Here is a 12,331-nt window from a genome sequence, read left to right on the forward strand (position 1 = left end):
CCCGTCCAGAACACGAACGAGAACCACGCTGAGGGTGGGCCAAATCAAACCGACAAGACAACCCCGGCAAGTCGAGAACTGGGCCAGACCAAGCCGACCGCCCTGGGCCACTTCAACCTGTCAGAGACACAGGTCAAGCGAGCGAGTCACGAGGTAGAGGTACTTCAGCGCCGCGCCGGCGTTCGGGAAGTGCCCGCGGGCCCCTAGCGGGCGCGGTGGTTGCGGGGCATTGAGTGACTCGATCGCGTTCGTCGAGCAGATCGCCCTGCGGATCTCGATGTCCCAATCCAGGAACCGGAACGAACTCCGACCACGCGTTGTGCCACAGCCTGCTGATCGCCGGGTATTGCTCGCCCCACTTCGCGTCGAACTCACGGAACCGTTCGGCCGCGGCTGCTTCGGTCGGCGCAGTGTGGACCAGCCTGAGGCCGTTGCCCATCTCCTCCCAGCAGTGCCGGGATGTGAACGGAATGGGTTCCGGATCAGCTGGATGATGCAGGTCTGCACCATCGTGAGCGGCCACGCGGTGTTGATCGATTCGGGAGCTGCGGCTTCGTCTGCCCCGACGCTAGTCCCTTCGGCAAAGCGCTGTCACCCATCCGTGCAGCAGGTCCTCGTTCAGGTGAGCCCGTGTGGCGTCTTCTCCCACTTATGTGGCGCCCGGACAGATTGCCAGAGCGCCCTCCACGCCGCGATTGCGTGGAGGCACCAGTAGGCGGGACTGAGGAGTGCGAGGAGCAGAAGTCCACCTCGGTACCTCTTGTAGCCGGCGTATGCGGTGAGGCCGATGACAAGCAGAAGTGTCATCGCGCTCATGAGGTAGCTTGCGAGCAGGAGGGTGGATTCGACGGGCGGGTAAGGGACAAGGCCGGTGAGCTGAACGATGGGGAGAGCGAGCAGGATGGGATACATCAGGAACGCGACGGGGGTGCTGAGGATCAGCGCAAACACACTCACTACACCTCGGAGGCCTGCGTCCTGGAAGAGCCGGATCGGATGTCTGGTGTACACGCCAGCGGTGAGGATGTATCCCTTGATCCATCGTGTGCGTTGACGAATCCAGGGCCAGACTCGACCGCAGGCTTCTTCCCAGGTCGTTGAGTTCAGTACGTCTGTGCGCATCCCTGCTGCACCAATGCGCATCCCAAGGTCGGCATCCTCGGTGACGTTGTATGCATCCCAGCCACCAAGTGCACGGAGAGCTTCAGTGCGAAAGTGGTTGGAGGTGCCTCCCAGTGGAATTGGCAGCCGGGCCTGCTGCAGGCCCGGCAGCATCGTGTCGAACCAGAATGCGTACTCGAGTGCGAACAGTCGGGTGAGGTTGTTGGCTCGCGCGTTGTAGTAGTGCAAGCGGGCTTGGACGCACGCCAGCCGGCCATCGGGATCCGCTCGAAACGCGGCGACGGCTTTGCGTAGCTGGTCGACGTCGGGCTCGTCTTCAGCGTCGTACACGACGACGTGTTCGCCAGTTGCGAAGGAGAGCGCGTAGTTGCAGGCCCGAGGTTTCGTACGGATCGGCCCGTCCGGGACAACGATGATTTCGAAATTCGCAGGCAGGTTAGCCCGCGACAGCGCCGTTTGAGTCAGCTCGTCGACTTCTTCAAGGATGAGGAGGACCTGTAGCCGTTGTTGCGGGTAGTCCAGTCCAGCGAGGTTGCGAACGATCCGTTCGGCTACGTTCGCCTCTTCGAATAGCGGGACCAGCACGGTGTACGTAGGGGAGGAGTCGACGGATTCACCGCGAAGCCGTGGGGCGGCGCGAGTGCTTCGCTTCTGCCAGATTGTCATGGCGGCGGTGAACACCTTGAACGCGACGTTCACGCCGATCGACAGGAAGACGACGAACCAGACGATGTACAGAGCGCTGGCGTAGTCCCATATGCAAGCTCCGACGAGCCCGAGCACCAGAAGGGCAGGAACGACGAGTTGCCACCAGACAAGCCCGCGCTTCGAGGATCGCTCGGGATGTTGCAGATGGAAATCCTCGGTTGCGTTGTGAGCGAGTTGGTTACCGTACGCGTCCTCGAGATGCCGACGTAGTGTCGCCGGCGTGGCGATCATGATCCCACTCAGGTTCCCGCCGAGGGCCTCGTCGATGCGGCGAGCATCCGATTCTGAAGGCAGCCGGTCGACTGCGACCGTCACACCGTAGCGGGTGTGGTGGATTGGCACCCAGCGCTCCATGGCGAACCGTTTCGCGTCGGTGGGTACTTCGATCGGGGTCGGCCTGGGGTGCTGCGTGAACTCTTCAAGCCCACCGAGAACTGCTAGGAGCCTCGCGCGATCTTCGGGAGATAGGTGTCCCGAGGCTGCGTATTGTTCGATGGCGTGAGCTGCTCCGCGCTCGGATTGTGTCGTACCGATGAGCAGCTCGGGCAGGACGACTTCGGCAGGATCCGCCCGTCGAACGAGTTCATCGTGAACCCGGCGGAGCGCCTCAATGCGTTCGGCGTATCGCCGCGCGCGGTGCCGGGTCCGGCGCAACGGCAAGCCGTTCTCGGCATAGTGCATCTGAGTTCCCAACGTGTGCGGCGGGGCGAACATTCGGTGGTCGGGATTGAAGACGTGTCGGGACGGTCGGATGCCGTCCACGGCGACTTCGCAGGGCAGGGCCAGCGCTGAGCCGACGTTGGCGCCTCGCTTCAGCGTTGCGTTCGGTCGAATGTGTTGGGCCGCGGTCGACCCGGCTTGAGCCGGTCCACGTTCTGACGCGCCGACAACCCCTCGTTGTGGAACTGAGGTATCCCGACGGCTCGGACGGGTTCGGTCGAGTGTTCAGTCATGGCATCTCGTACGAGCAGGCAGGGGTGCGCTGCAGTCGATGACGCTCCAATTGAGACGATGACCCAGTGAACCGTCGGACCACCGCGACCATGTGAGGTGCTGCGCTCGGCCGAGGGATCATGATGCTTCGACCGCGGATCGCGGCGCTTCGGGCGCATTCTCGACCAGCTGACGGAGATTCGTGAGGTAGTCGGCGACGAGTTCCCGTTCGATGTTCATCTGCGCGAGGCGAGCTTCCGCATCCGAGATCAGGTCGCTGTTCTGCTGTGTCGCATCGGAGATGATTGTTTGCGCGCGTTTGCGCGCGTCTGCGAGCAACGAATCCGCCTCCTGCTCGGCTTCGCCAAGGATTCGGTCCGACGCAGCTTTCGCGTCGTTCTGCAGTTCGTCGCAGCTCTCACGGATCCGCGAGGCTTCCGTTCTGGCGGCCTCGAGATCCCGGCGTGCAGCGTCAGCCTGACCGCGAGTCGTCGCGACCGTGGTCTCGCGGTGCTCTCGTAGCTCCCTCTCCGCCTCGTCTCGGGCAGCAGCGAGTTCGACGGCAAGCTCGGCCCGGGCATGTGCGATGCTCTGCTCGGATCGTTGCGCCGCGTGGGCGAGCGCAGCTCGCTGCGAGTTCTGCTCCTTTTCGAGCTCGATACGGGCCTGCTCCGCACTCGATTCAAAGTCAGCACGAGCTTGGTCGAGTTCCAACTCGAAATCGGCACGACGTTGCGCCAGTTCGACGGCCAGGCTGGCACGCTCTCGCTCGACGTCCACGGCGACTTTGGCGTGGGCGGCAACTCGCTCGCGCTCAAGTTCGACTTCGAGTTGTTGTCTCGTCGCGGCGGCTTCCGCCTCCAGCGCTGCGCGTGCGAGCACGAGCTCGGTCCTCGTGCGGTCACGTAATGCATCGAGTTCCGCCCGCTCCTGCGCCACTGCATCCTCGAACTCTGCTTTCGCAGTGGCGAGCTCGGTGGCTGCTTCGGTGCGTGCTCGCTCGAGTGAGGCTCGCGTGTCTAGCCGCTCTTGGTCGAGATGTTGACGCGCTTCTGCACGCGCAGCCTCCAGCTCCATCGTGACTTCGGATCGAATCTGTGCGACTTCCTCATCAAGCTGCGCGGCCTCGGCCCGCGCCTCCCGGGTTTCTGCTTCCACCTGCGCGTTGAGCTCGGCCGCTTGTCGATTCGCGGTGGCAACGATGGATGCAGCAGTTTGCTCGGCGTCACTGAGCTTCTCGGCAAGGTCGGAGGCGAGGCGTTCGCGTTGGTCGGCCGCTTCGAGCTCAGTTGCGGCGCGCAGGCGGTCCGCCCGCTGCTGAGCATCTTCAATAAGTTGAGATGCTCGCCGTTCTGCCTCTGCTCTGGACCGAGCAGCGAGCGCTGCGGCGGCGGCAACCGTCTGCTCGGCCTCGGCTTTCGCTTCTACTATGAACTGATCGGCTTCAGTTCGGGCCTTCGCGCGTGTTGCTGCGGCATCGACGTCAGTTTGCCGGATGAGCCGGGTTGAGTGCTCCTCCGCCGTGCGTAAAGCGTTCTCGAGCTTGACGCCCAGACCGGTATAAGTCGGGCTTGCAATCTCGTTCAGCTCCGCCTCGAGGTCAGCGATGCGACGGGTCTGATCTGCGAGCTGTACAGACTGTATTCCAAGATGTTCTTGCGCAGACGCATACTGCGCCCGAAGGGTACGAAGGGCTGCATTGACCTCATCACGGTCGTACCCACGAAATGCTTGGGCGAATTCAGATTCCACCTCGGTCGGCCCCTCTCGCTCTTGGCACTTGAAAGCCTGCCGCTGCAAGTTGTCCGATGCGCCCGTCAGGCGACTTGTGCCGTGCTGTGTTGAGCAGGTTGAGTAGACCGGTTCGGCGTCACTGCGTTCCGGGGCGACACGCGAAGGCCCAGCTGAGGTTCAGGATCGACTTGTTCGCCAGGTCTGGCGCCGCGGGTCGGTGTCCTCTCCGCGGCGCCAGAGCGTGGAGGTGGTGCAGAGCACCTGGGGGTCCCACCACGCACCTGGGGGTCCCACCACGCTGGTTCTAGTGTGCCGACGGCACGGGCCGCCGATAATGGCAGCGGCATCGTGCTGTGTAACCCTCGGCCAGATTACGTAGTCCTATCAGTCGCGTTGCGAGTTCGCCGCGCAGTGACGTCCGGTGTGCACGGATCTCATCTCGTGAGGGGAAGGCTCTCACTCGGCGAGTCCGAGATGCTAGCTGACGTTTGGGTGGGTGTCGACATACCGTTTGAGCTCTTGCCGGTTGGAAAGTTCCAGCTTCCGCATGATCCGGTGCATGTGGCTTTCAACGGTTCGTACGCTCAACACAAGTCGGGTTGCGATTTCTGGATTTGAAAGTCCGTCACTTACGAGTTGGGCGACCTCGCGTTCACGATCGGTGAGGCTGATCGATGAACTTCCGAAGCGGGCTGTGTCGATTTGCCGGCCATCGAAGACCGAAAGGTACGTGTTCACTTCTGCCTCGGCGCCTTCCGCACGCTGGAGGTCGCCAGCAGCGCGAGACCATTGGGCGATATGCCGATAGGCGGCAACGGCAAGGCCGGCCCGTCCTGCCGCGCTGAGCAAGGGGACTGCATCAGCCATCGCGGACGGGTCTGCAGCGGCGAGTGCCCGGAGGTACTGAACATGGGAGAGAAGGAGACCGCCGCCGAGTTCCTCGGCGCGTTCGACGGCGACGGCGAAACGATCCTGGTTCGGTGATACCTCCACAGCGGACAGCATGCCCATTGCGGCCGAAAGCCGCCCGCCTCTCTCCCAGAGATCCTCCGAAGAGGCCCACAGCAGATCAGCCGCCTTCTCCCGGTCACCGTTAAACGCAAGGAGCTGAGCTTGCGCCCATGCCTTGTTCTGCGTCGGAAGCGGGCTGTCGGGACGATCTAGGGCGGCGACCTCCTCTGCGTATCGAGCGCCGAGCGCGACGCTTCCCGCGCGAATGGCGACGACGGCGGCCGAGTTGAGGAGACCCAAGTGGAGCCAAGCCGAAAAGGGTGAGTGTTCGCCAGCGGCCAACAGGGTGTTGATGAGACGCTCGGCGGGTTGATAGTCGCCAGCGAGGAGGTAGCAGAGCACAACGACTGCACCGAACGCGCGGGTGCCGTCGACGTCGAGTATTCCGTGTGCCTCGTCAAGGCCTCGGAGGCACCAGGCGAGTGCAGCGTCCCCTCTGCCCTCGGTGAGCAGGGCCAATCCGTACAGGGCGCGGGCCTGTGCCGAGCCGCCCTTGTCGAGCCGCTCGAGCCGGCGGAATACGCGTTGTGCGTCCGCGAACCGGCCAAGACAGGCCAGCACGAATAGCTGTGCTTCCAAGAGCGCGATCTTGACTGGTTCGGAAAGTTCGTCCGTTACTTCGAGGCGCTCCGCGAAGTCCTCCGGAATCTTTCGGAAGTTTGACAGGAGCATGACTTCTGTGGCATCGAGTAGTCGGCCGTAGTCCGCGAGTCGGGCGCTGTGAACTCGCAATTCAGCAAGCGCGGCCTCAAGGTCTCCGTCAGCATATGCGCGCCATCGGGCGCGAAGGCTTGCATAGCGAGCCTGGCTGAGTGGATCCCCGATGGTGGGATCGGTGGTCGCGAACGCGTGTTCGACAGCGGCCTGGGAACTGGGGGAGAGGATGAGTGTGTTCACGTAGTCGACGACGGTCGATGGTGAAGGATTACGTTCCCACTCCGCATGGCTGACAATGCGTCGCGTACGCGCGCGTTCTTGAAGCAGACGCACGAAGAGCGCATCTGCTTCGGCAAGGGTGGGGTTGCCCGATTCGAGCTCTTCGAACAATGCGGTTAGCGAATCGGTCGAACCCAACCGGGCGGTGATCAACTCCGTCAAACGAATTCGTCGCGCGACCAGCGGCTCATGGCGGAAGAACTCGACGAGCAGCGGGGGCGTGACCGTCACAAGTTGACGGGTCGCTGACGGAACCAGATGAACCATCGCTCGTTCTTCCAACAGCTCGAGCGTCGGCCAGTCGATGAGCTTGCGTACGGTTGCAACGTCTGCGACGCCGACCAGTGCGATGATCTCCAGTGCGTCGCGAGCTTCGGGGCCTAGATTCTCGAGGTACCCCTCGACGATTCCGCGCAGTCCGGGGCTCCAGAGATCGCGTGTCGCAGACCACTCCTCATCGACGAGGGCTATCCTCCCTTCACGACTTGCCGCCTCCACGAGGTTGAGGGCGAGGCCGATGACACCGCCGGACTTGGCGAAGATCCGACTCATCGTGCTCGTCTCGACTGGTCCTCCAAGGTACGCAGACACAGCGTTTTCGAGTTCGTCGAAGCGGAGCGGCCTCATCTCGACGACGAAGGCAGGCGCGAGTGTGGACGCGCTTAAGCCGCTCGGTGTATGGCGAGCGGGAAGCCCCTGCAATCTGGAGAGCACAATCGGCAGACCAGTCTCACGTCTGATCGACTCAGCCACTCCCCAGGACGACTCGTCGAGATCATCCCAGTCGTCAAGGAACAGGGCAGATTTGGGGGCCTTGGTTGATCTCGCGAGCATCTCCGCCGTCGCGCGAAGGGGATTCGCGACTCTTGAATCCGAAGGGCCCAAGCCCGCAAGGTGAAGCGCGGCGAGCGGGTGCTGGCGGAGCGAAGCAACACCTCGGATCGTGACGACCGACCATCCTTCATCGCTGAGCGCCTGCTCGAGATCGGCGAGGAACCTTGTCCGCCCACTGCCCCGGCTGCCGACGATGTCGACGCAGAGACCGGCTTTTACCAAACGCAAGGCCATTGAGAGGTCTTGTTCGCGGCCAACAGCCATGACCTTCTTCTTCCTCAACGCGGGCTCCTACTGCATGAAGTTAGCGTGCGAAAGCCATCATCTGGAAGCACTGACTCGAATCCATCCGGATCGATCGATCGCACAGGCACAGTTGACGTGCGGGCTTTAGCTGCTCGGGGGGGGGGGGGGGGGGCAAGAGCACTTCTGTTCACACGCTCAGTGTGAGCTCGACACTCAGGGCCAGGATCTCGTCTGCGGCTACCTAGGTGCGAGGGCCTGGTTGCTGAGTATGAACGCGCCTACTGCGCGGCCTTTGTCAGGACCTGGCACGTGCGACGCACTTGCGTGCGCTCGCAGAAGGGGCGAGGGAACCTGGGTGGAGAGACCGTCAGGAAGCACCCGCGGTCTCTCCACCTGCGACCTCGCCGAGCTCATGTCGCGCCCTCAGCGTAGCTGTGCAAGTGCAGGCGCGAGCGAGTCGGCTACGAGTGATCAGGGCTGATCACACCTGTGCAGTGTGTCGGCGCACCAAACTAGGGGCGCCCCTGCTGCTCTGCAGTGCAAGGCGTGTCGCCGTTCCGAGCGGCGGGGATATCCGCTCGAGCGACACTCAAATCGGCCCGAACTCTGGATGCTAGCCACCGCTCGTATGGGGCCGTTCCGGGGGTCCCGATCGCTCAAGCATGACACTGCAATTCGCTCCGTCTGTGCTGCTATGTGGTCGTTCTTCACGTGATGGCAAGCGGCCCGAGGCAGGCTGGACACCGCAGACGCGCGTGCCCAAGCGGCCGCCCCTACCGAAGGATCGACCAATCGAGTTGTTGATGTGCCCGGCGAGCCTTGTGCCCCGTCCCACCGCCGATATTCGCAAGCGCCGCATGGTGGCGGGCGTTCTTGAAACGGGCCTGGTGGCTTGTCATCGCTGTGGTGGCGATGTGCCAGTGGTTCGCCTGGTCGAAGATGCTGGCAAACACGAGTGGCGCTATGCCGAGCACCGTGCCCAGTGACTCGAGATGCCGTGCAGGCCAAGAGGCCTGCACGGTCGCTCGTGAGCTCTGCGCGTCGACGTCGGATCGTTGGTCCGGGCCAGCCCGACCGGCTCGGACTCAACTGCGCGCGTGAGCGGAGCCCTTCGCGTTGCTGCGCGCCCACTGCACTTGCCGCTCAATGGTACGGATAGTTCGGGGCGCGACCACGGGCATGTGGGTTGTAGTCCCATCGTTCGGATTGAAACCCCTACCGTTGATGAAGGGCCCATCGGGGGGCGAAGCACCATTCGGGTTGGTGCGTCACGGTGGTTCCGCTGGCCTTTCGGCGCAGCGGAACCACCGTTCTCTATATCGGGGTGGTTGAAGATATCGGGGTGGTTGAAGCGTTCGCCGCGTTCAACGCCCGGCCCACGGTCAGGGGCGTGGGCAGCTCTGAAGAGGTCCTGTGGGACCGTTTCGCCCACTCTCAGCGTCGCTTGCTGCACCGCAAGATGTACTTAACCTGCTGGACCGGCCACGGGTTGTTAGCCGAAGGATGCGGAGAGGGTGTCCGGCCCTGCTGGGATCGGGTCGTGTTGGAGATCAATAATCAGTTTCAAGGCGTCGGAGAGAATGACGAATTTCTTGTTGATTTGAACGTCGACGACCCCGGCGGGAAGCGCCCGTGGTCGCTTTGGCGATCGGACGCGACCCTCACGGGTCGCGTCGCGAACGGAATGCTCGCGTGGGTCATAAGCGGCGTCCTCGTGGCGGCCGCGATCGGACTGGCGGGAGTTCTGTTGCTCACGTTGGCAGTACCGGCCCTAGCGGCCGGGGCAGGCATCGTCGTCCAACTGGCGCCCTAACATCAACGCTGACCGTCGCGACAACACCTGACGATTCGGAAGTCGCCTGCGTCCGGGACCCGCCTGGGTGGTCGGCCCCACCCACCGGGACAAATTCCACCCTGATCGGCGGAGCGTTTCGCGAGACATGCGTGTGTTGTTTCACGATGGTGCTGCATTACAAACATCCGAGCGCTCACGGAAGCTGACCTGTGTTGGGATGTCCGCACGGCTGGGATGGCACCCGCCCGGCTTGCTGACCCGGATGTTGGGAACCGGGCGGGTGCGACACGCTCCGTCGTTCGTTACCCCCGACAGTCGCGGAGCGTTCTCCCCGGGAACCCGACGTGCCCTGGGGAGGATCTGGAGTTGTCCCGGACTATGAGAGCGCATCCCGGCCGGGTTCTCTACAACCTTTGGTGGCCGAGATGCGCTCCCTGAGGCATCCGGCTGGCAAGGGGGACCTCTTCAGCCGGGCCGCGCACCCTCGGATGCTCTACGTGACGTCCAGGGTGTCGTGCTGACGCTACTGGGCGGTCAGCGGGCTGTCTTCATCCCTTTCGGAGTATCTTTCAGCGCCAGGCACTCCCGGGGAAAGCGGCGCAGGGGCCTCTGGCTGGCGCAGGTAGGCGGGGCAGCGGCTCCGGGGGTTCGTATGTCGCGCAACGTAGCTGAGCCGCCGCCCGCTCTCGGGGCGTATTCACCCGCGACAGGTGATTTCACCCGCTACCCCCTCTCTGGTCTTGTCGCCCGCTTTCGTGGCCGGTCTACTGGTTAGCGCGGAGACCTCGCCGCGGGCCATCTCCTGGGCGGGTGCAGTTCGCATCCTCTGGGCGATCCGAAGTCATCACCAAGCGCCTGCCGCAACGTGGGGGTCACGGCCAAGGACCGCCGCTTGAAGTGCCCCCGCCATTTAGCCCTGACGAAGGAGGAGCATGGCTGCCCTTTCCCCCGCCGCTGCTAGTGCCGAAGTGACCGTTTTCGTGACCACTCCAACCCGCGCGAATGTCCACATGGAAGGTTCAGTGATCCAACTCGAGGCCACCGACCCGGTCGCTCTCCGAGAGCAGATCGTCGCGGTGTTGCTCGAGCACGCGAGTAAGAATGCGATGACCGTCACTGCGGCGTTGATCGATGATGCGTCGGATCTCGTCCTTACCGTTGGCCCGGATGGCACCGTCGTTGAGGGGCCCCGCGCGGTATCACGCCCCTTTGAGCAGGCAGGGCCGGCAAACTCTGAGCTATCAGGCTTCCACCGCGCGGCGATGCGCGTGAACGATACAGCCCCCGCCCCCGACGAAGTGCTGAAGTTGGCGACTGAGGCGGCCCGGCACCGCCCGACCGTGGACGACCTGCTCGCGACGCGCCCGCGAGAACGGGTTGTCCGGGCGCAGCAGGGGTGGCAGGGAGCCGTCCGCAGATTGACGCGTGGAGTGATATCGCCGACCCCTGGTTCGGCCGAACTGCTCCGCAACAGCCAAATCGGGCGCGTGCGCAAGCGACTCGATGGCGCCCGTACTGTCGTGATTCTTAACCCGAAGGGAGGGGCGCACAAGACCACGAGCGCGCTACTGTTGGCTGCCACATTCGGCCGCCTCCGGGGCGGATCGACGCTCGCGTGGGACAACAACGAGACCCGTGGCACGCTGGGGTGGCGTGCACAACATGTGCCCCACCACCGCACGGCGGTGGACCTCCTCAGCGAAATCGAGCGGTTCGAAGTTCCTGCCAATGCGAGCCTCGCCGGCTTGGACGACTTCGTTCGTGCCCAGATTGATGCGAAGTTCGACATTCTCGCGTCGGACGAGGATGCGGCGGCGACCTCCACGATCGATGGAGTCGCGTTTCGGCGCCTGCACAGGATGCTCGCCCGGTACTACCGGCTCATCATCATCGACACGGGCAACAACATGCGTGCCTCGAACTGGATAGCGGCAGTCGACGCAGCCGATCAGCTCGTGATCGTTTCGACGGTACGTGAAGACACAGCAGCGAGCGCAGCGTGGTTGCTCGACGGACTCGCTGAGAAGGGCTTCAGCGAAAAGGTCGAGCAAGCGGTCACCGTCCTCACCTCTCCGGCATCACGGCGCGACCAGGAACTCGAGCAACGACTCGAAGCTCATTTCAGTCAACTCACGGCGGCCGTCACTCATGTCCCGTATGAGCCGGCGCTCGTGGAAGGCGGAACGATCGACTTCGGTGCCTTGAGTGAGGGCACACATGCGGCATGGCTTCGTGCCGCCGCCCTGGTCGCCGATCAACTGTGACAGCAGCGACCCTAATCGGACTGCCGGGCGGTTGCGCAGCAGGTTGTCGCAGGGAGCGGGTCCCAGCAGACGCGAGACTCGCCTCGCTGGCGAGAACGAAGACCTACGCCGGTGGTAAGAGAGTGGTGACACCGTGTTCGTCGACGAGCCGGTCGAAGATCGGTTTCGCCCTGCCGTTGCTTACGTGGCGCGGTCAGGTCCTGGCACCCTGATTAGAAGACGGGTCTTGGCTGCAATGGAACTGAATTGTGAGTCTTGCTTTGGCTGACCAGGGGTAGCAGGGCGGTTCATTTCCCGGGACCACGCGAGCCGACACGGTGCGCGATCGGTAGTTTCACGCGATGGGGACGGCGTTGGCGATGCTTACGTCGGTCCAGGGCCACTCCGAGTACGAAGAGGAGCACGAATGAAACCGCGAGCGCACCGAGTACAACGATCGGGTCAAGTGCGTTGAGCGTCCCGAGCATCATCGCTATGAAGACGAAGCGAGTGCGCGTCGGGTGAGCCGAACCTCGTACGGGATTAGTCCGATCAATGCCACTGCCACGGCGATCGCAGTGACAAGTGACGCCAAGATGTCGGCTCCCGCGGTCGGGTCAGCCCAGTTCTCAATCTCGGGTCGCGCCTCGAATACTGACGTGCTGCGTGCGACCGCACCGTGCCAGGTGAGCGCGTACACGGTAATGGCGAGGGCGGCGAGGAGAATCGCCTCGAGTAGATGTCGCGCCCAGGGGAAGCTCATCCGGCG

General features: G+C 63.5%; 7 protein-coding genes. 3 read left to right on the forward strand and 4 right to left on the reverse strand.

Going from position 1 to position 12,331, the window contains the following annotated elements:
* Positions 1–120: 120 nt before the first annotated feature.
* The 4 genes from LR269_RS18380 to LR269_RS18395 all read right to left on the reverse strand — a co-directional run bounded on the left by LR269_RS18380 (position 121) and on the right by LR269_RS18395 (position 7,560).
* Positions 121–534 (reverse strand): transposase, encoded by a 414-nt coding sequence (locus tag LR269_RS18380; RefSeq protein ID WP_374201174.1) that lies wholly within the window; start codon positions 532–534, stop codon positions 121–123.
* Between the two features lie 84 nt (positions 535–618).
* Positions 619–2,511: a glycosyltransferase gene (locus LR269_RS18385; protein ID WP_231432421.1), complete on the reverse strand. Its 1,893-nt coding sequence runs from the start codon at positions 2,509–2,511 to the stop codon at positions 619–621.
* 390 nt (positions 2,512–2,901) lie between these two features.
* Positions 2,902–4,515 (reverse strand): DivIVA domain-containing protein, encoded by a 1,614-nt coding sequence (locus tag LR269_RS18390; RefSeq protein WP_231432422.1) that lies wholly within the window; start codon positions 4,513–4,515, stop codon positions 2,902–2,904.
* A 459-nt stretch (positions 4,516–4,974) separates the two neighbouring features.
* Positions 4,975–7,560, reverse strand: a complete 2,586-nt coding sequence (locus LR269_RS18395) for a LuxR family transcriptional regulator (RefSeq protein WP_231432423.1) — start codon at positions 7,558–7,560, stop codon at positions 4,975–4,977.
* A gap of 626 nt (positions 7,561–8,186) precedes the next feature.
* Between LR269_RS18395 and LR269_RS18400 the strand changes: the two genes are divergently transcribed.
* The 3 genes from LR269_RS18400 (at position 8,187) to LR269_RS18410 (ending at position 11,583) form a co-directional block, all read left to right on the forward strand.
* Positions 8,187–8,510: a hypothetical protein gene (locus tag LR269_RS18400; protein ID WP_231432424.1), complete on the forward strand. Its 324-nt coding sequence runs from the start codon at positions 8,187–8,189 to the stop codon at positions 8,508–8,510.
* 287 nt (positions 8,511–8,797) lie between these two features.
* The gene (locus LR269_RS18405; protein WP_231432425.1) at positions 8,798–9,337 is read left to right on the forward strand and encodes a hypothetical protein; all 540 of its coding nucleotides are present in this window, start codon (positions 8,798–8,800) and stop codon (positions 9,335–9,337) included.
* A 914-nt stretch (positions 9,338–10,251) separates the two neighbouring features.
* Positions 10,252–11,583 (forward strand): ParA family protein, encoded by a 1,332-nt coding sequence (locus LR269_RS18410; protein WP_231432426.1) that lies wholly within the window; start codon positions 10,252–10,254, stop codon positions 11,581–11,583.
* The last annotated feature ends 748 nt before the right edge of the window (positions 11,584–12,331 follow it).

The sequence above is a fragment of the Agromyces sp. S2-1-8 genome (genome assembly GCF_021129215.1).
Classification (GTDB): Bacteria; Actinomycetota; Actinomycetes; order Actinomycetales; family Microbacteriaceae; genus Agromyces; species Agromyces chromiiresistens.